At 43.4% G+C, this 21,297-nt stretch carries 36 protein-coding genes; 5 read left to right on the forward strand and 31 right to left on the reverse strand.

The window, feature by feature from the left end; all coding sequences use genetic code 11:
• The first annotated feature begins 153 nt into the window (after positions 1 to 153).
• Entirely contained in the window at positions 154 to 699 is a 546-nt protein-coding gene (locus B0X70_RS23575; protein WP_036814865.1) for a gamma carbonic anhydrase family protein, read from the forward strand.
• Here B0X70_RS23575 and B0X70_RS23580 read toward each other — a convergent pair.
• The 5 genes from B0X70_RS23580 to dprA all read right to left on the reverse strand — a co-directional run bounded on the left by B0X70_RS23580 (position 675) and on the right by dprA (position 4,044).
• Positions 675 to 938, reverse strand: coding sequence for a DUF1488 family protein (locus B0X70_RS23580; protein WP_036814866.1), 264 nt, complete (start codon positions 936 to 938; stop codon positions 675 to 677). The two genes, B0X70_RS23575 and B0X70_RS23580, sit on opposite strands and share 25 nt — an antisense overlap.
• Complete coding sequence (aroE, locus tag B0X70_RS23585; protein WP_036814867.1) at positions 935 to 1,753, reverse strand: shikimate dehydrogenase; 819 nt, start codon at positions 1,751 to 1,753, stop codon at positions 935 to 937. Before aroE ends, B0X70_RS23580 begins: the two co-directional genes overlap by 4 nt.
• Positions 1,754 to 1,766: 13 nt before the next feature.
• Complete coding sequence (tsaC, locus tag B0X70_RS23590) at positions 1,767 to 2,336, reverse strand: L-threonylcarbamoyladenylate synthase type 1 TsaC (protein ID WP_036814868.1); 570 nt, start codon at positions 2,334 to 2,336, stop codon at positions 1,767 to 1,769.
• Between the two features lie 13 nt (positions 2,337 to 2,349).
• Complete coding sequence (locus B0X70_RS23595; RefSeq protein WP_036814869.1) at positions 2,350 to 2,889, reverse strand: DNA topoisomerase family protein; 540 nt, start codon at positions 2,887 to 2,889, stop codon at positions 2,350 to 2,352.
• A gap of 69 nt (positions 2,890 to 2,958) precedes the next feature.
• Positions 2,959 to 4,044 (reverse strand): DNA-protecting protein DprA, encoded by a 1,086-nt coding sequence (gene dprA, locus B0X70_RS23600; protein ID WP_036814870.1) that lies wholly within the window; start codon positions 4,042 to 4,044, stop codon positions 2,959 to 2,961.
• 133 nt (positions 4,045 to 4,177) lie between these two features.
• Here dprA and def point away from each other — a divergent pair, with 133 nt between their 5' ends.
• From def to trkA, 4 genes are all read left to right on the forward strand, one after another.
• Complete coding sequence (gene def, locus B0X70_RS23605) at positions 4,178 to 4,690, forward strand: peptide deformylase (protein ID WP_036781861.1); 513 nt, start codon at positions 4,178 to 4,180, stop codon at positions 4,688 to 4,690.
• 23 nt (positions 4,691 to 4,713) lie between these two features.
• Entirely contained in the window at positions 4,714 to 5,661 is a 948-nt protein-coding gene (gene fmt / locus B0X70_RS23610; protein ID WP_036814871.1) for a methionyl-tRNA formyltransferase, read from the forward strand.
• Positions 5,662 to 5,731: 70 nt separating this feature from the next.
• Positions 5,732 to 7,021 carry a 16S rRNA (cytosine(967)-C(5))-methyltransferase RsmB gene (rsmB, locus tag B0X70_RS23615; RefSeq protein ID WP_036781865.1) on the forward strand — a complete coding sequence of 430 codons (1,290 nt, stop codon included), beginning with the start codon at positions 5,732 to 5,734 and terminating at the stop codon, positions 7,019 to 7,021.
• Between the two features lie 56 nt (positions 7,022 to 7,077).
• The gene (trkA, locus tag B0X70_RS23620; RefSeq protein ID WP_036781867.1) at positions 7,078 to 8,454 is read left to right on the forward strand and encodes a Trk system potassium transporter TrkA; all 1,377 of its coding nucleotides are present in this window, start codon (positions 7,078 to 7,080) and stop codon (positions 8,452 to 8,454) included.
• 228 nt (positions 8,455 to 8,682) lie between these two features.
• Here trkA and B0X70_RS23625 read toward each other — a convergent pair whose 3' ends face one another.
• From B0X70_RS23625 to rplB, 26 genes are all read right to left on the reverse strand, one after another.
• Complete coding sequence (locus tag B0X70_RS23625) at positions 8,683 to 8,883, reverse strand: alternative ribosome-rescue factor A (protein ID WP_036781869.1); 201 nt, start codon at positions 8,881 to 8,883, stop codon at positions 8,683 to 8,685.
• A gap of 79 nt (positions 8,884 to 8,962) precedes the next feature.
• The gene (gene zntR / locus B0X70_RS23630; RefSeq protein WP_036781871.1) at positions 8,963 to 9,379 is read right to left on the reverse strand and encodes a Zn(2+)-responsive transcriptional regulator; all 417 of its coding nucleotides are present in this window, start codon (positions 9,377 to 9,379) and stop codon (positions 8,963 to 8,965) included.
• A gap of 135 nt (positions 9,380 to 9,514) precedes the next feature.
• Positions 9,515 to 9,907 carry a 50S ribosomal protein L17 gene (gene rplQ / locus B0X70_RS23635; protein ID WP_036781873.1) on the reverse strand — a complete coding sequence of 131 codons (393 nt, stop codon included), beginning with the start codon at positions 9,905 to 9,907 and terminating at the stop codon, positions 9,515 to 9,517.
• Between the two features lie 40 nt (positions 9,908 to 9,947).
• Positions 9,948 to 10,937 carry a DNA-directed RNA polymerase subunit alpha gene (locus B0X70_RS23640; protein ID WP_011148772.1) on the reverse strand — a complete coding sequence of 330 codons (990 nt, stop codon included), beginning with the start codon at positions 10,935 to 10,937 and terminating at the stop codon, positions 9,948 to 9,950.
• 25 nt (positions 10,938 to 10,962) lie between these two features.
• Complete coding sequence (gene rpsD / locus B0X70_RS23645; RefSeq protein ID WP_011148773.1) at positions 10,963 to 11,583, reverse strand: 30S ribosomal protein S4; 621 nt, start codon at positions 11,581 to 11,583, stop codon at positions 10,963 to 10,965.
• Between the two features lie 35 nt (positions 11,584 to 11,618).
• Positions 11,619 to 12,008: a 30S ribosomal protein S11 gene (gene rpsK, locus B0X70_RS23650; protein WP_002919257.1), complete on the reverse strand. Its 390-nt coding sequence runs from the start codon at positions 12,006 to 12,008 to the stop codon at positions 11,619 to 11,621.
• A gap of 15 nt (positions 12,009 to 12,023) precedes the next feature.
• Positions 12,024 to 12,380 carry a 30S ribosomal protein S13 gene (gene rpsM, locus B0X70_RS23655; RefSeq protein WP_036781875.1) on the reverse strand — a complete coding sequence of 119 codons (357 nt, stop codon included), beginning with the start codon at positions 12,378 to 12,380 and terminating at the stop codon, positions 12,024 to 12,026.
• A 149-nt stretch (positions 12,381 to 12,529) separates the two neighbouring features.
• Entirely contained in the window at positions 12,530 to 12,646 is a 117-nt protein-coding gene (gene rpmJ, locus B0X70_RS23660; protein WP_002227352.1) for a 50S ribosomal protein L36, read from the reverse strand.
• Positions 12,647 to 12,678: 32 nt separating this feature from the next.
• The gene (gene secY / locus B0X70_RS23665; RefSeq protein WP_036781877.1) at positions 12,679 to 14,010 is read right to left on the reverse strand and encodes a preprotein translocase subunit SecY; all 1,332 of its coding nucleotides are present in this window, start codon (positions 14,008 to 14,010) and stop codon (positions 12,679 to 12,681) included.
• Between the two features lie 7 nt (positions 14,011 to 14,017).
• On the reverse strand, positions 14,018 to 14,452 hold the full coding sequence (rplO, locus tag B0X70_RS23670; RefSeq protein WP_036781879.1) for a 50S ribosomal protein L15: 435 nt from the start codon (positions 14,450 to 14,452) through the stop codon (positions 14,018 to 14,020).
• A gap of 3 nt (positions 14,453 to 14,455) precedes the next feature.
• Positions 14,456 to 14,635 (reverse strand): 50S ribosomal protein L30, encoded by a 180-nt coding sequence (gene rpmD / locus B0X70_RS23675; protein ID WP_036781914.1) that lies wholly within the window; start codon positions 14,633 to 14,635, stop codon positions 14,456 to 14,458.
• 5 nt (positions 14,636 to 14,640) lie between these two features.
• Positions 14,641 to 15,141: a 30S ribosomal protein S5 gene (gene rpsE / locus B0X70_RS23680; protein WP_036781881.1), complete on the reverse strand. Its 501-nt coding sequence runs from the start codon at positions 15,139 to 15,141 to the stop codon at positions 14,641 to 14,643.
• Between the two features lie 14 nt (positions 15,142 to 15,155).
• Entirely contained in the window at positions 15,156 to 15,509 is a 354-nt protein-coding gene (gene rplR, locus B0X70_RS23685) for a 50S ribosomal protein L18 (RefSeq protein ID WP_011148779.1), read from the reverse strand.
• 9 nt (positions 15,510 to 15,518) lie between these two features.
• Positions 15,519 to 16,052: a 50S ribosomal protein L6 gene (rplF, locus tag B0X70_RS23690; RefSeq protein WP_036781883.1), complete on the reverse strand. Its 534-nt coding sequence runs from the start codon at positions 16,050 to 16,052 to the stop codon at positions 15,519 to 15,521.
• A 14-nt stretch (positions 16,053 to 16,066) separates the two neighbouring features.
• Positions 16,067 to 16,459 carry a 30S ribosomal protein S8 gene (gene rpsH / locus B0X70_RS23695; protein WP_011148781.1) on the reverse strand — a complete coding sequence of 131 codons (393 nt, stop codon included), beginning with the start codon at positions 16,457 to 16,459 and terminating at the stop codon, positions 16,067 to 16,069.
• 33 nt (positions 16,460 to 16,492) lie between these two features.
• Positions 16,493 to 16,798, reverse strand: coding sequence for a 30S ribosomal protein S14 (gene rpsN, locus B0X70_RS23700; protein ID WP_036781885.1), 306 nt, complete (start codon positions 16,796 to 16,798; stop codon positions 16,493 to 16,495).
• Positions 16,799 to 16,810: 12 nt separating this feature from the next.
• Positions 16,811 to 17,350, reverse strand: coding sequence for a 50S ribosomal protein L5 (rplE, locus tag B0X70_RS23705; RefSeq protein WP_011148783.1), 540 nt, complete (start codon positions 17,348 to 17,350; stop codon positions 16,811 to 16,813).
• Positions 17,351 to 17,364: 14 nt separating this feature from the next.
• A complete protein-coding gene (rplX, locus tag B0X70_RS23710; RefSeq protein WP_036781887.1) occupies positions 17,365 to 17,679 on the reverse strand; it encodes a 50S ribosomal protein L24 in 315 nt (104 codons plus the stop codon).
• Between the two features lie 10 nt (positions 17,680 to 17,689).
• Positions 17,690 to 18,061 carry a 50S ribosomal protein L14 gene (rplN, locus tag B0X70_RS23715; protein WP_036781889.1) on the reverse strand — a complete coding sequence of 124 codons (372 nt, stop codon included), beginning with the start codon at positions 18,059 to 18,061 and terminating at the stop codon, positions 17,690 to 17,692.
• A 179-nt stretch (positions 18,062 to 18,240) separates the two neighbouring features.
• Positions 18,241 to 18,495 carry a 30S ribosomal protein S17 gene (rpsQ, locus tag B0X70_RS23720; RefSeq protein ID WP_011148786.1) on the reverse strand — a complete coding sequence of 85 codons (255 nt, stop codon included), beginning with the start codon at positions 18,493 to 18,495 and terminating at the stop codon, positions 18,241 to 18,243.
• Positions 18,495 to 18,686 (reverse strand): 50S ribosomal protein L29, encoded by a 192-nt coding sequence (gene rpmC, locus B0X70_RS23725; RefSeq protein WP_010847484.1) that lies wholly within the window; start codon positions 18,684 to 18,686, stop codon positions 18,495 to 18,497. The genes rpsQ and rpmC overlap by 1 nt, the downstream gene beginning before the upstream one ends.
• Complete coding sequence (gene rplP / locus B0X70_RS23730) at positions 18,686 to 19,096, reverse strand: 50S ribosomal protein L16 (protein ID WP_011148788.1); 411 nt, start codon at positions 19,094 to 19,096, stop codon at positions 18,686 to 18,688. Before rplP ends, rpmC begins: the two co-directional genes overlap by 1 nt.
• A gap of 12 nt (positions 19,097 to 19,108) precedes the next feature.
• A complete protein-coding gene (gene rpsC / locus B0X70_RS23735) occupies positions 19,109 to 19,810 on the reverse strand; it encodes a 30S ribosomal protein S3 (RefSeq protein ID WP_015836279.1) in 702 nt (233 codons plus the stop codon).
• A 17-nt stretch (positions 19,811 to 19,827) separates the two neighbouring features.
• On the reverse strand, positions 19,828 to 20,160 hold the full coding sequence (gene rplV / locus B0X70_RS23740; RefSeq protein ID WP_011148790.1) for a 50S ribosomal protein L22: 333 nt from the start codon (positions 20,158 to 20,160) through the stop codon (positions 19,828 to 19,830).
• A 14-nt stretch (positions 20,161 to 20,174) separates the two neighbouring features.
• Positions 20,175 to 20,453 carry a 30S ribosomal protein S19 gene (rpsS, locus tag B0X70_RS23745; protein WP_011148791.1) on the reverse strand — a complete coding sequence of 93 codons (279 nt, stop codon included), beginning with the start codon at positions 20,451 to 20,453 and terminating at the stop codon, positions 20,175 to 20,177.
• Between the two features lie 14 nt (positions 20,454 to 20,467).
• On the reverse strand, positions 20,468 to 21,292 hold the full coding sequence (rplB, locus tag B0X70_RS23750; RefSeq protein ID WP_036781895.1) for a 50S ribosomal protein L2: 825 nt from the start codon (positions 21,290 to 21,292) through the stop codon (positions 20,468 to 20,470).
• Between the last annotated feature and the right edge of the window lie 5 nt (positions 21,293 to 21,297).

Below are 21,297 nucleotides of genomic sequence, written 5' to 3' on the forward strand. Positions count from 1 at the left end.
CACATTTATCACCAACAGGCGAATCCTTGTTCCTTTTGAACAAAATTCAAACCAAAATAGCCTAATTTAACAAGTTTCTTTCATTGCATACTGGTATTTTCCTCACTAAAATCCTATTTAAAGTAAATCTCCATCTTCTCTTCAGAGGTATACATGTCCGAAACGCTACGCAGTTACCTTAATATTCAACCCAAAGTTGGTCAGAACGTTATGCTAGATTCGTCTAGTGTAATCATTGGTGATGTTAGACTTGCTGATGATGTCAGTATATGGCCTTTAGTTGTCATCCGTGGGGACGTTAATTATGTATCTATTGGTACACGTACTAACATTCAAGATGGCTCTATATTACATGTGACACACAAAACAACAGACAATCCTCATGGTTTCCCTTTAATTGTAGGAAATGATGTCACTATCGGGCATAAAGTTATACTTCATGGCTGCACTATCGGTAATCAAGTACTTATCGGTATGGGCTCTATTTTACTTGATGGTTCAGTGATCGAAGATAACGTTATTGTTGGAGCAGGCAGCCTAGTAGCCCCAGGCAAGATATTAGAAAGTGGGTACCTTTATATCGGCAGCCCTGCCCGTCAGGTCAGAAAACTAAAACCTGAAGAATTAAAAGGACTATGTTATTCAGCAAGCCACTACGTTAGTTTGAAAAATAACTATTTGCAGGAAGATAATATGTAACGTCCCAAACGATCATCATCCTCGTTATTAATTACTAATTCGAATTCCTCTTCTATATCCCAACGATTTTGTCGAAAAAGACTTAGTGGATGATGATCTTTCGTTCCATAACGGTATAAAAGATCCTCGGCGCTTATAACGCATTGAACCAGTAATCCATTTACCAGTGCGGGAAAAATGACTATCCGTTCTTGCTCGTTCCACTCTTCTCGATCAGGAAATTGAATAGATTGATTCACGAATGTAATTCCTGTTCCAATGTTAGCAATACAGGTGTAATTTCAGGCAATACGCCATGCCATAATTTAAATGAATGAGCAGCTTGCCCTACTAACATTCCTAATCCATCCGCATAACGAGAAACACCATGCTTCTTAGCAAAGGAAATAAAGGGCGTCAAATTAGCCTGGTAAAACATGTCATAACAGACACAATTTTCATTAAATATGAATGGAGATATAGAAGGAATCTCATCGTTAATACCAGATGCAGTCGCATTGATAATGAGCTCAAATTCAGGATTATTCAGTGTTTTCATCTCAATAGGCCGAATATTACCTATTGACGAAAAATCATTAGCAACCTGTATAGCGCGACTAAACGTGCGGTTTGTTATTGTAATTTCACAACCAAATTCTAATAATGGAAATAAAACACCTCTTGCAGCACCACCAGCTCCAATGATCAAAATATGTTGTCCTTGAGTAATAAACCCAAGTCGTATCAAATCTGTTAATAACCCTATACCATCCGTGTTATCACCAAGCAATTTATTATTATCCAATAATTTCAAAGTATTAACTGCACCACTGAGTCTTGCTCGTTCAGTCAATTCATTTGCCCGAATAAATGCTTGTTCTTTAAATGGAACAGTAATATTGGCTCCTATACCTCCTTGTTTAAGAAATACATCCAATGCCTCTTCGAATTTACTTATCGGCACTAGAATTTTCCCGTAACGATGCTCAATACCTGTTTGCCCAGCGAATAACTGATGGATACGCGGAGATTTACTGTGCGCAACAGGATTACCAAAGACGGCAAATTGATCCATATTGATTCCTCTCCTATCCTTGACGATAAAGTTCACCAGTTAAAGCATCCCGAATTTCCGAAGGATTTTTCCGACCTCCAACATCTCCATTTAATATAGGAAGCTTATCTCCAAACTGTTGTCTAACTTCTTCTACTGTTCTGCATGGTTCAAGACCATTCAAATTTGCACTTGTCGACACCAATGGCTTGCCATAAAAAGTACATAACTGTTTCACCAAAGGATGATCACTAACTCTGACAGCCAAGGTAGTAAATTGCCCAGTCAGCCATTTAGATGTACTGAATTTGGCAGGGATTACCCAAGTTACAGGCCCTGGCCAACAAGCAAACATAACTTCTTTTTGTGCTTCTGTTAAAAGTTTATCATCAAGATATGGCTGTAATTGTTCATAATTATCTGCGATAAGAATCAACCCTTTCTGCCAAGGACGTTTCTTTAATATAAGCAGTTCATTTACCGCTTTTTCACTATCAGGATCACATCCAAGTCCAAAAACAGCTTCAGTCGGATAGGAAATCACTTTTTCTGCTTTTAATGCAGTTAATACATTCTCAAATGCAGATAATGCTTCATTGCCCATTTTATTACTCTACTTAATTTACTTGCTGTTTTCCACACAATTTACTGGCACAAAATGATTTTACACCTTGTGATGTACGTTTTTCCACCAGCAATGGATAAGAACAAAACATACATTTACCCTCAATTGGCTTATTATTTAATACAAACTGGCAATTAGGGTAACGGTTACACGAATGGAAAATTTTTCCAAAACGTGATTTCCTTTGGAGTAGTTGTCCTTGTTTACATTGCGGACAAGATATTAACGTCTCATCCGGCTTATCAATTAGCTCTGCATGTTCACATTCAGGATAACGACTACAACCAATGAACATTCCATAACGTCCTTGACACAAAATCAAATTGGCTCCACACGCCGGACATAGCTGCCCTTCAAGTTCTTTTACCACATGACCATCACTTTGCCCTTTTAATGGACGAATATATTGACATGATGGATAACCAGAACATCCAAGAAATGGGCCATGGATACCATTACGTATAACCAATACAGAACCACATTCAGGGCAATATTCAGTTTCATTAGTAGAGAAAGGAACCATTTTTGCCATACTATTTTCACTCAAAAAATTATTCTCATATGACGTTGAACAGGACAGGACTCTGGAAATTCAGTTAATTTAACTCACGCGTACATAACCACCAGCAACCACAGCCACCTTACCCAGTAGTTCCAGCTCAAGGAGCTTTGTCATTACCTCAGTTATAGGTAATGAAGAACGCTGAGCAATAATATCAACAGGCGTTATTTCAGCTCCTACGTTAACTAGCACATCCGTAAATGGCAACTCAGTTTGCTCAAACTGCGGTTTTACTTCTTCCCCCGTTCTTTCCATATTCAACCATTGTAGTGAACTGTAAACATGTTCCACAATATCCATTGTGTTTGTAGCTAAATATGCACCTTGCTTTATTAACCAATGATTCCCTTCGCTCACTGAATTTCCCAAAAGCCCTGGTAATGCAAATACATCTCTTCCTTGTTCTAGGGCACAACGAGCGGTAATTAACGAGCCACTATTTTGACCCGCTTCTACAACAATCACTGCTGAGCTTAATCCACTTATAATCCGATTTCTTTTAGGAAAATTTTTTGCACGCGGCGGCATATCCGGAAAAAATTCAGAAACAAGAGCACCATTCTCCTCAATTTGCTTTGCTAATGATCCGTGTCTATGAGGATAAATCTGCCCAAGCCCACTACCTAATACAGCTACCGTTTCTCCTCCACTATCCAATGCAGCTCGGTGACAAATACCATCAATACCAATAGCTAAACCACTAGTAATAACTAACTCATATCCAACCAGTTCACTTGCAAAAACTCTTCCCCATTTCTCACCATAATAGCTTGCTGTCCTGCTCCCTACCATCGCCACCTGCTTCTTTAAAAGGGTATTTGGTTTTCCTGACACAAAAAGCACAAGCGGAGGGGTATGTATCTGCTTTAATAGAGGTGGATACGAAGGGTGAGAATATGTCAATAAATGGTGCTCTGGTTGTTCCAGCCACTTAAGGCATGAGGCGAGTAAGGTTTTATTTACTTTAGTAAATTGCAGAGATTGTGCTGACGATAATCCACTATCTTTCAGCACAGCGAGATAACGATTCCCGGAATGTAATAATTTTTCTGCAACATTTGCTGCTCTCTCTGTTGCCAAATGAGAAACCATCTTCATTCGCAACCATACTTCCATAGCTTCCATGTTGTCATCCTAGCTAAGATTGACGGACAAAACTAAACTGCTCAATTAGCAATCGATACTGTCAATCTAAACGGGAAATGTCTAGAATAGACATAGAATACCATTAACATTTTGGACGCAGATCTAAACATATATGTCAGTATTACAAGTATTACATTACCCAGACGAGCGGCTTCGCACTATTGCAACGCCAGTTGAAACAGTTGATGCAGAGATTCGACGTATCATTGATGATATGTTTGAAACTATGTATGCAGAAGAAGGCATTGGTTTGGCCGCAACACAAGTTGATATTCATCAGCGTATTGTTGTTATTGACGTATCAGAAACACGTAATGAGCGTCTCGTTCTTATCAACCCAGAATTACTGGAAAAAAGTGGCGAAACTGGGATAGAAGAGGGCTGTTTGTCTATTCCTGAGCAACGAGCACTGGTGCCACGAGCCGAAAAAGTCAAAATCAAAGCCCTAGATTACAATGGCCAACCATTTGAATTACAAGCTGATGGCCTGCTAGCAATTTGTATTCAGCACGAAATGGACCATTTAATTGGTAAACTTTTTGTGGATTACTTATCTCCACTGAAACGCCAACGTATACGCCAGAAAGTAGAAAAACTGGACAAACAAAAAAACCGAACCAAGTAAATTAATTAATACAGGAAATAAACGTGTCTGATTCTTTACGTATTGTTTTTGCCGGAACACCTGATTTTGCAGCACGCCATTTAGAGGCTTTGTTAATGTCTAAGCATGAGGTGGTTGGCGTTCTAACTCAACCAGATAGACCGGCAGGAAGAGGTAAAAAACTGACACCCAGTCCTGTAAAGGTACTGGCAGAGGAACGTAACATCACCGTTTTTCAGCCAGCTACTTTACGCTCAGAAAAAAACCAACAATGGATTCTAAAACAACAGCCTGATGTTCTCATAGTTGTTGCCTATGGATTGATCCTTCCTAAGGCTGTTTTAAATATTCCAAGATTAGGCTGCCTAAACGTACATGGCTCCCTATTACCACGTTGGCGAGGTGCAGCCCCCATTCAACGCTCGCTCTGGGCTGGCGATACAGAAACAGGCGTAACGATCATGCAAATGGATATAGGTCTTGATACTGGCAACATACTATATAAAGCAAGCTGCCCTATTACACCTGAGGATACCAGCGCCAGTTTATACGAAAAACTGGCCAACATTGGGCCAGATGCGTTACTCGAAACATTATCGTTAATAACATCGGGTAAAAATCAACCTGAAATTCAAAACGAAAATTTAGTTACCTACGCTGAAAAACTAAGCAAAGAAGAAGCCCGTATAGACTGGGAACTATCTGCAACCCACCTCGAACGCTGTATTCGTGCATTTAATCCCTGGCCCATGAGCTTTTTCGAGATGGAAGGGCAACCTGTTAAAGTTTGGAAAGCAGAAGCCATTGAAGAACAAACTTCTGCAGAACCAGGAACTGTATTAAAAGCAGACAAAAAAGGTATTTATATTGCCACTGCTGATGGAATTCTGAACATTACTCAATTACAGCCTGCTGGTAAAAAAGCAATGTCAGCAGCAAATCTACTTAACTCTAAACGTGAATGGTTTACACCAGGCAATAAAATCAATTAAATACTATTTTATGCTGTAAGCATTCTCACAAATTTTCTCTTAATGCTGGCTTGTGTCAGCTTTTTTAACTATGAAAAACACATATAATCTACGAAGTGTTGCCGCAAAAGCAATCAATCAAGTTCTGGACCAAGGACAGTCTCTGAGTACAGTCTTACCCAAACTGCAACAAAATATAACCGATAAAGATAAACCCTTGTTACAGGAATTATCTTTCGGAGTATTACGCGTATTACCACAACTAGAGTGGATAATAGGTCAACTAATGGCAAAACCATTAAAAGGTAAACAACGTATTCTTCATTACCTGCTTATGGTTGGAATATACCAACTTGCCTATACTCGCATCCCAGCCCATGCAGCACTTGCTGAAACAGTAAATGGGGCCGTAACGCTGAAGTATCCTCAATTAAAAGGGCTAATTAACGGCGTTCTTCGCCAATTTCAGAGACAACAGCTACAGTTAATGGAATGTGTACAAAATAATCCCAGCCATCACTTACACCCAGTATGGCTATTAACTCGAATCCAAAAAGCCTATCCACAACAATGGCAACAATTTATTAATGCTAATAATAAAAAACCACCTATGTGGTTAAGAGTTAATCGTATATATCATAGTCGGGATGAATATCTCGCTCTTCTTCATAAATCGGGAATTGATGCGGAACCAACGCCCAAATCACCTTATGCTATCCGCATAATTTCCCCTTGTCCTGTAACAATATTACCTGGATTTGACAAAGGTTGGGTCACTGTCCAAGATGTATCCGCACAAGAGTGTGTCGAGTTACTAAAACCCACTAATGGAGAGAAAATTCTCGATCTTTGTGCAGCACCTGGAGGGAAAACAACACATATCCTCGAAGTAGCACCAGAATCTCAAGTATTAGCGGTGGATATTGATGAGCAAAGAATCAAACGAGTAAAAGAAAATCTCCAACGCCTTAATTGCCACGCTACAGTAAAAACCGGTGACGGACGCCACCCTGAACAATGGGCAGAAAATCAGCAATTCGACCGCATTCTTTTAGATGCCCCGTGTTCAGCAACAGGAGTAATCCGTCGCCATCCTGATATCAAATGGTTACGCCGCGAGGAAGATATTACTCAATTAGTTCAATTACAATCTGAGATTCTTGATGCAATCTGGCCATACTTAAAGAAAGGCGGAACGCTAGTATATGCAACCTGTTCTATTCTACCAGATGAAAATAGCCAGCAAATCAGCTCGTTTTTAAAACGCCACCCAGATGCAAAATTAACAGGAGCAGAAGCAAATGATTGTCCGGGAAAACAAATAATACCTGAGTTAAATGGTGGCGATGGTTTCTTTTACGCTCGATTAATTAAACAGTAATATATCTTTGCAATTCATAGAGATAGTTATTTGTTTTCAATAAATTAGAGAATACTATGAAAATAATTATTCTTGGTGCAGGTCAAGTTGGCGGTACATTAGCTGAAAATCTGGTAGGTGAGAATAATGATATCACTATAGTCGATACTGATCCTAACCGTTTACACCAACTACAAGATAAATTCGATCTCAGAGTAGTCAATGGTCATGGCTCTTACCCCAGGGTATTAAGAGAAGCTGGTGCTGAAGATGCTGATATGTTAGTTGCTGTAACTAATTCTGACGAAACTAACATGATTGCATGCCAAATTGCTTATTCTTTATTCAATACACCAAATAAAGTTGCGCGAATACGCGCAGCAGAATATATCTGCGAAGCAGATAAACTTTTTCTCCCTAATGATATTCCTATTGACTATCTTATTTCACCAGAACAACTTGTCATAGACTATATTTACAAGCTAATTCAATATCCTGGTGCCTTACAAGTTGTTAACTTTGCCGAAGGCCGAGTAAGTATTGTTGCGGTAAAAGCTTATTATGGAGGCTCACTTGTAGGAAATGCACTTTCCTCACTTCGTGAGCACATGCCACACATTAATACCAGAGTTGCTGCAATATTCCGTCAGGATAGACCAATAAGACCACAAGGTTCTACAATTATTGAAGCCGGTGACGAAGTTTTCTTTGTCGCTGCATCACAACATATTCGTGCTGTAATGAGTGAGCTTCAACGTTTAGAAAAGCCCTACAAGCGTATTATGATCGTAGGTGGTGGTAATGTGGGTGCCGGCCTTGCACTACGTCTCGAAAAAGATTACAGGGTTAAATTAATCGAACGAAATCAACAAAGAGCTACAGAACTAGCTGAATTATTGCATGACACCATTGTTTTCTATGGAGATGCCTCCGATCAAGAGTTATTAGCTGAAGAACATGTAGAACAAGTAGATGTATTTATTGCTCTAACCAACGATGACGAAGCAAATATCATGTCTGCAATGCTTGCCAAACGCATGGGGGCCAAAAAAGCCATGGTTCTCATCCAACGTAGTGCATATGTCGATTTAGTTCAAGGCGGTGTCATTGATATTGCAATCTCTCCACAACAAGCGACAATATCCGCGCTACTAGGTCATGTCCGCAAAGCGGATATCGTAAGCGTTTCCTCATTGCGTCGCGGAGTGGCCGAAGCTATCGAAGCGATTGCTCATGGAGATGAAAACACATCAAAGGTTGTTGGTCGAGCTGTAGGCGATATTAAATTACCACCAGGCACTACAATTGGTGCAATAGCACGCGGTGAGGAAGTCATTATTGCTAATGATTACAGCGTGATCGAACAAGGAGATCATGTAATTATGTTTATTACAGATAAGAAATTTGTCCCCGAAGTAGAGAAGTTATTCCAACCGAGTCCTTTTTTCCTTTAAAAAACCAAAGAAATAGTCATGTACCAGTCATATAATTCGAACACAATAACTGATACAACTTGGCCTATTTTAATTAGAAGAATATGATAAAACTTTTAAGTTATTTTACAGATTTACTATGAAAAGTAATTTTGTCAATTTAGCTGCTGACGTCAGCATCGATTACTGAAACAAGATCACTATTAGAAACCAGTAGCTTACTGGAAAATAGGAAATTAACCTATTAAACTAAAAGACCAGTAGTAAAGAATCTAATAACCCCTTACCACTGGTCTCCCAGTTACTTGCTTTACTATGTTTTTCTTTCCTCTGGTAACTTCCTTTTCCCTTCTTATTTTTTTCAACTCGCTGTTTAAATAGTGGATCACGTAATAAAGCTTCTAGAGCATTGTCCTTTATTACACCTTTTTTATGGTGATATATAATCATCATATGCCTCTATAATATTAATTTATCTGAAAACATAACAATTGTACTCTCTGGATTTTCAATAATAAAGAAAAATTACTTATTTCTTATTTAAAGCACCTTGTTCTAACGTTTCAAGAATAGAACAATAAGTACTTATATGAGAGCTACCACAGCAAGCATCACTTAACATCTTAAGTGAATCACGCATTTTTCGCATTTCAAGAAGTTTTTCCTCCACTTCCATTAACCTAGCATCTACAATTTGCTTCGACTCTTCACAAGTATGATGTGCTGGATCTACACGGATAGACAATAATTCTGTAATAGCCTCCAATGTAAACCCCAATTGCTTAGCATAACGTATAAACCGAAGGCGCTGTAGATCTTGCTCTGTATAAAGTCTATATCCTCCTTCTGTACGGTTCTGATGTTCCATCATTCCTTGTTTTTCATAGAAACGCACAGTATCAGGAGTTACATTCGCTAATTTAGCCAGTTGGCCAATACGATACATCTTTATATCTCCTACAATAGATCACATTACTTAAGATATCAGCATAGCAGGATGAAAAGAAATAAGTTAGAGATTCATTATATACAAACGTAAAAAAACCGGGATAAACCCGGTTCTTTTATATGCCCCTACAGATTACTCCGCAGTCGCAACTTCTGTTTGAAGCTCAGCGGCACGGTCAACAAGCTCGATGTATGCCATCGGAGCATTGTCACCAGCACGGAAGCCACACTTAAGAATACGAGTGTAACCACCTGCGCGGCTCGCAAAACGCGGGCCCAGCTCATTAAACAGTTTTGCCACGATTTCGTTATCACGAGTACGGGCGAATGCCAGACGACGATTAGCTACGCTGTCGATCTTGGCAAGAGTAATCAGCGGCTCAACGACGCGACGCAGTTCTTTCGCTTTAGGCAGAGTCGTCTTGATGATTTCATGACGAACCAAAGAACCTGCCATGTTGCGGAACATAGCTTGGCGATGGCTGCTGTTGCGGTTCAATTGACGACCACTCTTACGATGGCGCATGACCTTATCCTTCTCAGTAAAACCTTAACCTGTGATCTAGTTATTCATCAGCAATACTTGCTGGCGGCCAGTTTTCCAAGCGCATGCCCAGAGATAAGCCACGTGAAGCCAGTACGTCTTTGATCTCTGTAAGAGATTTTTTACCCAGGTTAGGTGTCTTAAGTAACTCAACCTCGGTACGCTGTACCAAATCACCGATGTAGTGGATAGCTTCTGCCTTAAGACAGTTAGCAGAGCGGACAGTCAATTCCAGATCGTCAACAGGGCGCAGCAGGATCGGATCAAACTCTGGCTTCTCTTCTTTTACTTCTGGCTGACGTACATCACGTAAATCAACAAAAGCTTCTAGCTGTTCAGCCAAAATAGTAGCTGCACGGCGAATCGCCTCTTCAGGATCGATTGTACCGTTAGTTTCCATCTCGATAACCAACTTGTCCAAATCGGTACGTTGTTCTACACGCGCTGCTTCAACATTGTAGGCAATACGCTCTACTGGGCTATAACAAGCGTCTACTAACAAACGACCAATAGGGCGCTCATCTTCTTCCGAATGAATCCGGGCAGAAGCCGGCACATAACCTCGACCACGCTGAACTTTAATGCGCATGCTTATAGAAGCAGTTTCGTCAGTCAGGTGGCAGATTACATGCTGCGGCTTGACGATTTCGACATCTCCGTCGTGGATAATGTCGGCTGCAGTCACAGGGCCAATGCCAGACTTATTCAAGGTAAGAATAACTTCATCTTTTCCCTGAACTCTTACCGCCAGCCCTTTCAGGTTGAGGAGAATCTCCAGGATATCTTCCTGTACACCTTCTTTGGTGCTGTACTCATGCAGTACACCATCAATCTCAACCTCAGTCACCGCACAACCCGGCATAGACGAAAGCAGAATACGGCGCAGTGCGTTACCTAGAGTATGGCCAAAGCCACGCTCTAATGGCTCAAGGGTCACCTTGGCGTGCGTCGAACTGACTTGCTCGATATCAACCAGGCGCGGTTTTAGAAACTCTGTCACAGAACCCTGCATTGTGTCCTCTCTTTGGTGCTAAGCTTTACTTAGAGTAAAGCTCGACGATCAGGTGTTCGTTGATGTCAGCAGACAGATCAGCACGTTCTGGAATACGTTTGAACACACCTTCCATCTTCACAGCATCAACCTCCAACCAAGTTGGTTTCTCACGCTGCTCAGCCAGCTCTAAAGCCGCCTTGATACGAGACTGCTTTTTCGATTTTTCGCGAACGCTGACTACGTCATTCGGGGATACCTGATAAGAAGCGATGTTAACAACGCGGCCATTTACCATGATAGCCTTATGGCTTACCATTTGGCGTGACTCAGCGCGAGTCGCCCCGAAACCCATACGGTAAACAACGTTGTCCAGACGACCTTCCAGCAAACTCAGCAGGTTCTCACCTGTGTTGCCTTTCAGACGAGTTGCTTCTTTATAGTAGTTACGGAATTGACGTTCCAGAACACCGTAAATACGACGAACTTTTTGTTTTTCACGTAACTGCACACCGTAGTCAGACAGACGCGGTTTACGTGCGCCATGCTGCCCAGGTGCTTGTTCTAATTTACACTTGGTGTCAATCGCGCGAACGCCAGACTTCAGGAATAGATCTGTACCCTCGCGACGGCTCAGCTTGAGCTTAGGACCCAAATATCTTGCCATTTTCTTTCTCCAATCGAACCTAAAAGTAAACGCTATTAAACGCGACGTTTTTTAGGTGGACGACAACCGTTATGAGGGATCGGAGTCACATCAGTAATGTTAGTAATGCGGAAACCTGCCGCATTTAACGCTCGAATAGTTGACTCGCGGCCAGGACCAGGTCCCTTAACCATAACTTCCAGGTTCTTAATTCCGTATTCTTTCACTGCTTCGGCGCAACGCTCTGCTGCAACCTGAGCGGCAAACGGAGTAGATTTACGAGAACCACGGAAACCGGAACCACCGGCAGTTGCCCAACCCAGAGCGTTACCCTGACGGTCAGTAATGGTCACGATTGTGTTATTGAAAGAAGCATGGATATGAGCCACACCATCAGAGACTTGCTTTCTTACACGCTTACGTGCACGAATAGGTGCTTTTGCCATTATACAATACCCCGATTATTTCTTGATCGGCTTACGTGGACCCTTACGGGTACGTGCATTGGTCTTAGTACGCTGGCCGCGAACAGGTAGACCACGACGGTGACGTAAACCACGATAAGTACCAAGATCCATCAGACGTTTGATGCTCAGGGTTACTTCACGACGCAAATCGCCTTCTACAACGTATCTAGCAACTTCGTCACGCAGCTTATCAATTTGCTCTTCAGACAGCTCACTGATCTTAACATGTTCAGCAATACCCGCCGCAGCACAAATAGCTTGGGAGCGAGTTTTACCAATTCCGTAAATCGATGTTAAAGCGATCACGGTATGCTTCTGATCAGGAATGTTAATGCCTGCTATACGGGCCACTATGCACTCCTAAGTTATTTATTTACCGCAACACCATTCTGAAAAGCCCGTTTTCAGGATACTCAAACAGTGTTGCTGTGATATAAAAAAGATTGGCTGGCTAATTTAGCCAGCTCAAACCGACTTTGCAAGAAAAATATGCTATTTTATTAGCCTTGGCGTTGTTTATGCTTAGGCTCTGCACTACAAATCACACGAACGACACCGTTACGCTTAACGATTTTGCAGTTGCGACATAATTTCTTGACGGAAGCACGAACTTTCATTTTTACTCTCCGTAACTTCTCAAGCAAACCAATTAACGGTTATAACCTTTAAGATTTGCCTTCTTCAATGCAGACTCATACTGACTTGACATCATCAGAGTTTGCACTTGAGCCATAAAGTCCATGATGACTACAACTACGATAAGTAGCGAAGTACCACCAAAATAAAATGGCACCTTCATCGCATCACGCATGAACTCCGGGATTAAGCAGATAAAAGTAATATACATCGCACCAACTAAAGTTAGGCGCGTCATTACTTTATCAATGTACTTGGCTGTTTGCTCTCCCGGACGAATTCCTGGTACAAATGCACCGGACTTCTTCAGGTTATCTGCTGTTTCTCTCGGGTTGAAAACCAACGCGGTATAGAAAAAACAGAAGAAGATGATTGCAGACGCGTAGAGTAACACATAAAGAGGTTGCCCAGGCTGCAAGTACATTGAAACAGTAGTCAGCCAGTTCCAACCAGTTCCTCCCCCGAACCAAGAAGCTATGGTACCAGGGAACAGAATAATGCTGGAAGCAAAAATTGCAGGGATAACCCCAGCCATGTTCACTTTCAACGGTAAATGTGTGCTCTGTGCAGCATAAACTCGGCGACCTTGTTGACGTTTCGCATAGTTAACAACGATACGTCGTTGGCCACGCTCCATGAAAACAACGAAGAAAGTTACTGCAAACACTAGCACTGCAACCAACAGCAACAGGAGGAAGTGCAGATCGCCTTGCCGAGCTTGCTCGATGGTATGGCCAATGGCCGGCGGCAAACCCGCAACAATACCAGCAAAGATTATGATAGAGATACCGTTTCCAATACCACGCTCAGTAATCTGCTCACCCAACCACATTAGGAACATAGTCCCAGTAACCAGGCTCACAACAGCCGTGAAGTAGAAAGCAAATCCTGGATTGATCACCAGTCCTTGCATTCCTGGCATATTTGGCAAACCAGTAGCAATACCGATTGACTGGAATATAGCCAGCACTAAAGTACCATAGCGAGTATACTGGCTAATCTTACGACGACCAGCTTCCCCTTCCTTCTTAATCTCCGCCAACGTTGGATGAACCACCGTCAACAACTGAATAATAATAGACGCAGAAATATACGGCATTATCCCCAGTGCAAAGATAGAAGCACGACTTAAAGCACCACCAGAGAACATGTTAAACATTTCAATGATGGTGCCCCTTTGCTGTTCGAGCAATTTGGCAAGCACAGTGGCATCAATACCAGGGATAGGAATAAAAGAACCAATGCGGAAAACAATTAACGCGCCAATAACAAACAACAGCCTACGTTTCAGCTCGCCTAGTCCACCTTTAGCACTTTGAAAATCTAATCCTGGTTGTTTAGCCATCTGTTACTTATTCCTCAATTTTACCGCCAGCAGCTTCAATTGCAGCACGAGCGCCTTTAGTAACACGAAGGCCACGCACAGTTACTACACGATTGATTTCACCAGAAAGAATAACTTTCGCGAATTCAATTTGAGTGCCAACAATATTAGCGGCTTTCAATGCGTTCAGATCAATAATATCGCCTTCAACGGCAGCAAAATCAGATAAACGAACTTCTGCTGTAACCATCGCCTTACGTGAAGTAAAACCAAATTTTGGCAAACGACGGTACAAAGGCATCTGACCACCTTCAAAACCACGACGTACGCCACCGCCAGAACGAGACTTCTGGCCTTTGTGACCACGGCCACCGGTTTTACCCAAGCCAGAACCAATACCACGACCTACACGTTTAGGCGCATGCTTGGAACCTTCAGCCGGAGACAGAGTATTTAAGCGCATCTGTTACTCCTCAACTTTAACCATATAGGAAACCAAGTTGATCATACCACGTATAGCAGGAGTATCTTCACGCTCTACTGTATGACCGATACGGCGCAGACCTAAACCAACCAAAGTTGCCTTATGCTTAGGCAGACGGCCGATTGAACTGCGAATCTGTGTTATTTTAATAGTCTTAGCCATGGTCATTACCCCAGAATTTCTTCGACGGATTTACCACGCTTAGCGGCGACCATTTCTGGAGACTTCATGCTGTCTAAAGCATCCAGAGTTGCACGAACCACATTAATAGGGTTAGTGGAACCATAGGTTTTAGCCAGTACGTTATGAACACCAGCCACTTCCAAAACAGCACGCATAGCACCGCCTGCGATGATACCAGTACCTTCGTGAGCAGGCTGCATGAACACACGGGAACCAGTGTGTGCACCTTTTACTGGGTGATACAAAGTGCCGCTGTTCAGTGCGACGGTTTTCATATTGCGACGGGCTTTTTCCATCGCTTTCTGGATTGCTGCCGGAACTTCGCGTGCTTTGCCGTAGCCAAAACCAACGCGACCATTACCATCACCTACAACAGTTAGTGCGGTAAAGCTGAAAATCCGGCCACCTTTTACGGTTTTAGATACGCGATTTACCGCAATCAGCTTTTCCTGCAGTTCGCCAGCTTGTTTTTCGATGTGAGCCATCTTACACCTCTACCTTAGAACTGAAGGCCAGCTTCACGGGCAGCATCTGCCAGTGCCTGGACTCGACCATGATATTGGAAACCAGAGCGGTCAAAGGATACATCTTTAATACCTTTTTCCAACGCACGTTCAGCAATTGCTTTGCCAACTGCTGCTGCTGCTTCTTTATTTCCAGTGTATTTCAGTTGCTCATTGATAGCTTTTTCTGTAGTAGAAGCTGCCACCAAAGTTTCAGAACCGTTTGGTGCGATAACCTGCGCATAAATATGGCGAGGGGTACGATGTACCACCAGGCGAGTTGCACCCAGTTCCTGGAGCTTGCGGCGTGCGCGGGTCGCACGACGGATACGAGCTGCTTTCTTATCCATAGTGTTACCTTACTTCTTCTTAGCCTCTTTGATACGCACGACTTCGTCGGCGTAACGAACACCCTTACCTTTATAAGGCTCAGGACGACGATAGGCACGCAGTTCTGCCGCAACCTGACCGATTACCTGTTTATCAGCACCCTTTAGTACGATTTCAGTTTGTGACGGACATTCTGCAGTAATGCCTGCTGGCAGTTCGTGGTCAACTGGATGTGAGAAGCCCAGAGACATGTTAACAACATTGCCTTTGACTACTGCACGATAACCAACACCTACCAGTTGAAGCTTCTTAGTGAAGCCTTCGGTAACACCGATAACCATAGCATTCAGCAAAGAACGAGTTGTACCCGCCTGTGCCCAACCACCAACATAACCATCGCGTGGAGCGAAGGTCAGTTGATTATCTGCATGCTTAACTTCAACTGCGCTGTGGATTGTACGACTTAGCTCGCCGTTTTTACCCTTAATCGAAATAACCTGACCGTCGAGTTTTACCTCTACGCCGGCAGGAATAACGACGGGTGCTTTTGCAACACGAGACATTCTTTCCTCCCGAATTAAGCTACGTAGCAGAGAATCTCGCCACCAAGACCAGCTTGGCGAGCTGCACGATCAGTCATTACACCTTTAGAGGTAGAAACAACAGCGATACCCAAGCCAGCCATAACTTGTGGCAGCTCATCTTTTTTCTTATAGATGCGCAGGCTTGGGCGGCTTACACGCTGAATACTTTCTACAACAGCCTTACCTTGGAAGTATTTCAGTACTAATTCCAGTTCTGGCTTGGTGTCGCCTTCAATTTTATAATCTTCAATATAACCTTCTTCCTTCAGCACTTTGGCAATTGCCACTTTCAGCTTGGAGGAAGGCATGGTGACCGCAACTTTATTCGCGGCCTGACCGTTACGGATACGGGTCAGCATATCCGCGATGGGATCTTGCATGCTCATCTGTCTTTACTCCCGTGATTCAATTGGTGACAATTACCAGCTAGCCTTTTTAAGGCCCGGAATTTCACCGCGCATGGCGGCTTCACGGACTTTAATTCGGCTCAACCCAAACTTCCGCAAAAACGCATGCGGACGACCAGTTTGGCGGCAGCGGTTACGCTGACGAGAAGGGCTGGAATCACGTGGCAGTGTTTGCAGCTTGAGAACAGCATTCCAACGCTCTTCATCAGATGCATTCACATCAGAAATGATAGCTCTCAATTCCACACGTTTAGTGAAGAATTTTTCAGCTAATTTCGCACGTTTTACATCACGTGCTTTCATTGATTGCTTAGCCATGAATACCCTGCCTTACTTGCGGAACGGGAAGTTAAAAGCAGCCAAAAGTGCGCGGCCTTCATCATCAGATTTCGCAGTTGTGGTGATAGTAATATCCAGACCACGAACACGATCCACTTTATCGTAATCGATTTCAGGGAAGATGATTTGCTCACGTACACCCATGCTGTAATTGCCACGACCATCAAATGACTTCGCAGACAAACCACGGAAGTCACGAATACGAGGTACAGCAATAGAAATCAGGCGCTCAAGAAACTCCCACATACGTTCACCACGCAGGGTCACTTTACAGCCGATTGGATAGCCCTGACGGATTTTGAAGCCTGCAACTGATTTGCGTGCTTTGGTGATTAATGGTTTTTGACCAGAAATTGCTGCCAGATCCGCTGCTGCATTATCCAGCAGTTTCTTATCAGCGATCGCTTCACCAACACCCATGTTCAGGGTGATCTTCTCGACCCGAGGGACTTGCATGACAGAATTGTAGCCAAACTGAGTCATCAGTTTTTGGACTACCTCGTCTTTGTAGTAATCATGCAGTTTCGCCATCGTATTACTCCAAATTACTTGATAGTTTCGCTGTTAGATTTAAAGAAACGAACTTTTTTTCCGTCTTCAAATCTAAAACCTACACGGTCAGCCTTACCGGTTGCCGCATTGAAGATCGCAACGTTTGAAACCTGGATTGCAGCTTCTTTTTCAACGATGCCACCTGGTTGGTTCAGAGCCGGAACAGGCTTCTGATGTTTTTTAACCAAGTTGATACCTTCAACAATGACTTTCCCAGTAGAAAGAACCTGTTTTACTTTACCGCGCTTACCTTTATCTTTTCCGGTCAACACGATAACTTCGTCATCACGACGGATTTTCGCTGCCATTGTCCGCTCCTTAGAGTACTTCTGGTGCCAGGGAGATAATTTTCATGAACTTTTCATTACGAAGTTCACGAGTTACCGGCCCAAAAATACGCGTACCGATAACTTGCTCACTTGTGTTGTTTAACAACACGCAAGCATTGCCATCGAAGCGAATGACAGAACCGTCAGGGCGACGAACACCCTTCTTGGTGCGCACCACTACCGCTTTCAGGACATCACCTTTTTTCACTTTACCACGAGGAATTGCTTCCTTAATGGTGACTTTTATGATGTCGCCGACGTGTGCATAGCGACGGTGCGAGCCACCCAGAACCTTGATACACATTACGCGACGTGCACCGGAGTTGTCGGCCACGTTCAGCATAGTCTGTTCTTGGATCATTTTAGTGCTCCGCTAAATGTCAACTACTACTGAGCCCACTTCACTACTATAATTTAGTATGAAGAGGCCGTTCAGATACCCCATATCACGAGGGCGCGGCATTATAACACCACATCTCAGATATAGATAGAAAAAATAAACGGCTCATCGCCTGAGCCGTTTACTCTATTCGAGCCAGCTTACAGAATCGCTTTCTCTACAACGCGAACTAAAGTCCAAGATTTAGTTTTGGACAGTGGACGAGTTTCGCGGATTTCCACCACATCACCAATGCCACATTCATTGTTCTCGTCATGTACATGCAGTTTAGTCGTACGTTTGATGAATTTACCATACAGAGGGTGTTTCACCTTACGCTCAATAGCAACAACAATAGATTTCTCCATTTTGTCACTTACAACACGACCTTGCAGAGTACGGATTTTATCGGTCATTACGCACCCGCCTTCTCAGTCAATAAAGTCTTAACGCGTGCGATATTACGACGCACTTGTTTCAACAGATGAGACTGTTGTAGCTGGCCACTTGCAGCCTGCATGCGCAGGTTAAATTGTTCACGCAGCAAATTCAGCAGCTCAGTGTTCAGCTCTTCAACGCTTTTTTCGCGCAGCTCTTGTGCTTTCATTACATCACCGTCTTAGTTACAAAGGTGGTCTTGATAGGCAGTTTCGCTGCTGCCAGCTTGAATGCTTCACGAGCCAGCTCTTCAGGCACACCGTCCATTTCATAAAGGACTTTACCAGGCTGGATCAAGGCAACCCAATATTCTACGTTACCTTTACCTTTACCCATACGCACTTCGAGTGGCTTTTCAGTGATAGGCTTGTCTGGAAATACACGTATCCAGATTTTACCTTGACGTTTAATTGCACGAGTCATAGCACGACGTGCCGCTTCAATCTGACGTGCCGTCAGACGGCCACGGCCCACAGCTTTCAGACCGAAAGTGCCGAAGCTAACATCCGCACCTGCTGCCAGGCCACGGTTACGGCCTTTGTGCATTTTACGGAATTTCGTACGCTTTGGTTGTAACATCAGCGACTCTCCTTACTTGCGGCCTTTACGCTGCTGCTTTTTCGGTTGTGCAGCCGGTTTTTCCGCCTGTTCAACAGCAGCCATACCACCCAAGATCTCACCTTTGAAGATCCATACCTTAACGCCGAGTACACCATAAGTGGTGTGCGCTTCTGAAGTGTTATAGTCGATATCTGCACGCAGTGTGTGCAACGGTACACGACCTTCACGATACCATTCAGTACGCGCGATTTCAGCACCGCCTAAACGGCCACTGACTTCCACTTTAATGCCTTTAGCGCCCAAACGCATCGCATTCTGGACTGCGCGCTTCATAGCGCGACGGAACATAACACGACGTTCTAGCTGTGAAGTAATACTGTCAGCAACCAGTTTCGCGTCCAGTTCAGGCTTACGCACTTCAGAGATATTAATTTGCGCAGGAACACCAGCGATTTCCGCTACAGTTTTACGCAGTTTTTCTACGTCTTCACCTTTCTTACCGATTACGATACCTGGGCGAGCAGTGTGAATAGTTACACGGATACTTTTAGCAGGACGTTCAATAACAATGCGTGAAATAGACGCTTTTGCCAGTTCTTTATTCAAGTACTGGCGGACTTTAAAATCGCTGTCTAGGTTGTCAGCGAATTCTTTAGTATTCGCATACCAGGTAGAGTTCCAAGGTTTGACAATACCCAGGCGAATACCATTAGGATGTACTTTCTGACCCATTGCTAGTCTCCAGAGTCTCAGCGATCGGACACAACCACAGTAATGTGGCTGCTGCGCTTCAGGATGCGATCTGCACGACCTTTTGCACGAGGCATAATACGCTTCATGGTCGGGCCTTCGTCTACGAAAATCTTCGTGACCTTCAGATCATCAATGTCAGCACCATCGTTGTGTTCTGCATTAGCAATAGCAGACTCAAGTACTTTCTTCACTAAACCAGCAGCTTTCTTATTGGTATAGGTCAGAGTTTCCAGAGCTTGCGACACTTTCTTACCGCGAATCAGGTCAGCTACAAGGCGAACCTTCTGAGCAGAAGAACGAGCGTGGCGATGTTTAGCGATAGTTTCCATCTCTTCCTCCTACCTTAGCGCTTTTTAGCCTTTTTATCGGCCGCATGGCCGCGATAAGTACGGGTCGGCGCGAATTCACCTAGTTTATGACCAACCATTTCGTCGGAAACAAAAACTGGTACATGCTGACGACCATTATGGACAGCGATGGTCAAACCGATCATGTTAGGAAAGATCGTTGAACGACGGGACCAAGTCTTAATAGGCTTTTTGTCTCCGCTTTCCACCGCTTTCTCTACCTTCTTCAGCAAGTGCAGGTCGATAAATGGACCTTTCTTGAGAGAACGTGGCATGGTTTATCCTCTAATTATTTTTTAGTACGGCGACGTACGATGAACTGATCAGTACGTTTATTACTACGGGTCTTCTTACCTTTAGTTTGAACACCCCAAGGAGTTACAGGATGTTTACCAAAGTTACGACCTTCACCACCACCATGTGGGTGATCTACCGGGTTCATCGCCGTACCACGAACGGTAGGACGAATGCCGCGCCAGCGACTTGCACCAGCTTTACCCAGAACACGTAGCATATGTTCTGCATTACCAACTTCACCTAAAGTGGCGCGGCAATCAGACAGAACTTTACGCATTTCACCAGAACGCAGACGCAAAGTTACATAAGAACCATCACGGGCAACGATCTGAACGTATGCACCAGCGGAACGAGCCAACTGACCACCTTTACCCGGCTTCATTTCTACGTTATGTACGGTAGAACCAACAGGGATATTGCGCATTGGCAATGCGTTACCAGTTTTGATAGCTGCGTCAGCACCAGATTGGATCTGATCACCAGCTTTCAGACCTTTAGGCGCAAGGATATAACGACGTTCACCATCTTTATACAGAACCAGGGCGATATTCGCTGAACGGTTTGGATCATATTCCAAACGCTCAACTACAGCAGGGATACCATCTTTATTACGTTTAAAGTCAATCAAACGATAGTGCTGCTTGTGGCCACCACCAATGTGACGAGTGGTAATACGGCCATTGTTGTTACGACCACCGGTTTTGCTGCTTTTTTCCAGCAATGGAGCATAAGGTTTACCCTTATGCAGCTCAGGGTTAACCACTTTAACAACGTGGCGACGGCCCGGAGACGTAGGTTTACATTTAACAATTGCCATTGTTC

Origin of the sequence: Photorhabdus akhurstii (genome assembly GCF_019090985.1) — a bacterium.
In the GTDB taxonomy this organism is placed as follows: Bacteria; Pseudomonadota; Gammaproteobacteria; order Enterobacterales; family Enterobacteriaceae; genus Photorhabdus; species Photorhabdus akhurstii.

What these genes read in the sequence shown, in the direction of transcription:
- B0X70_RS23575 (WP_036814865.1), top strand. Translation starts at nt 154, where the DNA reads ATGTCCGAAACGCTACGCAGTTACCTTAATATTCAACCCAAAGTTGGT.
- aroE (WP_036814867.1), bottom strand. Translation starts at nt 1,753, where the DNA reads ATGGATCAATTTGCCGTCTTTGGTAATCCTGTTGCGCACAGTAAATCT.
- tsaC (WP_036814868.1), bottom strand. Translation starts at nt 2,336, where the DNA reads ATGGGCAATGAAGCATTATCTGCATTTGAGAATGTATTAACTGCATTA.
- B0X70_RS23595 (WP_036814869.1), bottom strand. Translation starts at nt 2,889, where the DNA reads ATGGCAAAAATGGTTCCTTTCTCTACTAATGAAACTGAATATTGCCCT.
- dprA (WP_036814870.1), bottom strand. Translation starts at nt 4,044, where the DNA reads ATGGAAGCTATGGAAGTATGGTTGCGAATGAAGATGGTTTCTCATTTG.
- def (WP_036781861.1), top strand. Translation starts at nt 4,178, where the DNA reads ATGTCAGTATTACAAGTATTACATTACCCAGACGAGCGGCTTCGCACT.
- rsmB (WP_036781865.1), top strand. Translation starts at nt 5,732, where the DNA reads ATGAAAAACACATATAATCTACGAAGTGTTGCCGCAAAAGCAATCAAT.
- trkA (WP_036781867.1), top strand. Translation starts at nt 7,078, where the DNA reads ATGAAAATAATTATTCTTGGTGCAGGTCAAGTTGGCGGTACATTAGCT.
- B0X70_RS23625 (WP_036781869.1), bottom strand. Translation starts at nt 8,883, where the DNA reads ATGATTATATATCACCATAAAAAAGGTGTAATAAAGGACAATGCTCTA.
- zntR (WP_036781871.1), bottom strand. Translation starts at nt 9,379, where the DNA reads ATGTATCGTATTGGCCAACTGGCTAAATTAGCGAATGTAACTCCTGAT.
- rplQ (WP_036781873.1), bottom strand. Translation starts at nt 9,907, where the DNA reads ATGCGCCATCGTAAGAGTGGTCGTCAATTGAACCGCAACAGCAGCCAT.
- B0X70_RS23640 (WP_011148772.1), bottom strand. Translation starts at nt 10,937, where the DNA reads ATGCAGGGTTCTGTGACAGAGTTTCTAAAACCGCGCCTGGTTGATATC.
- rpsD (WP_011148773.1), bottom strand. Translation starts at nt 11,583, where the DNA reads ATGGCAAGATATTTGGGTCCTAAGCTCAAGCTGAGCCGTCGCGAGGGT.
- rpsK (WP_002919257.1), bottom strand. Translation starts at nt 12,008, where the DNA reads ATGGCAAAAGCACCTATTCGTGCACGTAAGCGTGTAAGAAAGCAAGTC.
- rpmJ (WP_002227352.1), bottom strand. Translation starts at nt 12,646, where the DNA reads ATGAAAGTTCGTGCTTCCGTCAAGAAATTATGTCGCAACTGCAAAATC.
- secY (WP_036781877.1), bottom strand. Translation starts at nt 14,010, where the DNA reads ATGGCTAAACAACCAGGATTAGATTTTCAAAGTGCTAAAGGTGGACTA.
- rplO (WP_036781879.1), bottom strand. Translation starts at nt 14,452, where the DNA reads ATGCGCTTAAATACTCTGTCTCCGGCTGAAGGTTCCAAGCATGCGCCT.
- rpmD (WP_036781914.1), bottom strand. Translation starts at nt 14,635, where the DNA reads ATGGCTAAGACTATTAAAATAACACAGATTCGCAGTTCAATCGGCCGT.
- rpsE (WP_036781881.1), bottom strand. Translation starts at nt 15,141, where the DNA reads ATGGCTCACATCGAAAAACAAGCTGGCGAACTGCAGGAAAAGCTGATT.
- rplR (WP_011148779.1), bottom strand. Translation starts at nt 15,509, where the DNA reads ATGGATAAGAAAGCAGCTCGTATCCGTCGTGCGACCCGCGCACGCCGC.
- rplF (WP_036781883.1), bottom strand. Translation starts at nt 16,052, where the DNA reads ATGTCTCGTGTTGCAAAAGCACCCGTCGTTATTCCTGCCGGCGTAGAG.
- rpsH (WP_011148781.1), bottom strand. Translation starts at nt 16,459, where the DNA reads ATGAGCATGCAAGATCCCATCGCGGATATGCTGACCCGTATCCGTAAC.
- rpsN (WP_036781885.1), bottom strand. Translation starts at nt 16,798, where the DNA reads ATGGCTAAGCAATCAATGAAAGCACGTGATGTAAAACGTGCGAAATTA.
- rplE (WP_011148783.1), bottom strand. Translation starts at nt 17,350, where the DNA reads ATGGCGAAACTGCATGATTACTACAAAGACGAGGTAGTCCAAAAACTG.
- rplX (WP_036781887.1), bottom strand. Translation starts at nt 17,679, where the DNA reads ATGGCAGCGAAAATCCGTCGTGATGACGAAGTTATCGTGTTGACCGGA.
- rplN (WP_036781889.1), bottom strand. Translation starts at nt 18,061, where the DNA reads ATGATCCAAGAACAGACTATGCTGAACGTGGCCGACAACTCCGGTGCA.
- rpsQ (WP_011148786.1), bottom strand. Translation starts at nt 18,495, where the DNA reads ATGACCGATAAAATCCGTACTCTGCAAGGTCGTGTTGTAAGTGACAAA.
- rpmC (WP_010847484.1), bottom strand. Translation starts at nt 18,686, where the DNA reads ATGAAAGCACAAGAGCTGCGCGAAAAAAGCGTTGAAGAGCTGAACACT.
- rplP (WP_011148788.1), bottom strand. Translation starts at nt 19,096, where the DNA reads ATGTTACAACCAAAGCGTACGAAATTCCGTAAAATGCACAAAGGCCGT.
- rpsC (WP_015836279.1), bottom strand. Translation starts at nt 19,810, where the DNA reads ATGGGTCAGAAAGTACATCCTAATGGTATTCGCCTGGGTATTGTCAAA.
- rplV (WP_011148790.1), bottom strand. Translation starts at nt 20,160, where the DNA reads ATGGAAACTATCGCTAAACATCGCCACGCTCGTTCTTCTGCTCAGAAG.
- rpsS (WP_011148791.1), bottom strand. Translation starts at nt 20,453, where the DNA reads ATGCCACGTTCTCTCAAGAAAGGTCCATTTATCGACCTGCACTTGCTG.
- rplB (WP_036781895.1), bottom strand. Translation starts at nt 21,292, where the DNA reads ATGGCAATTGTTAAATGTAAACCTACGTCTCCGGGCCGTCGCCACGTT.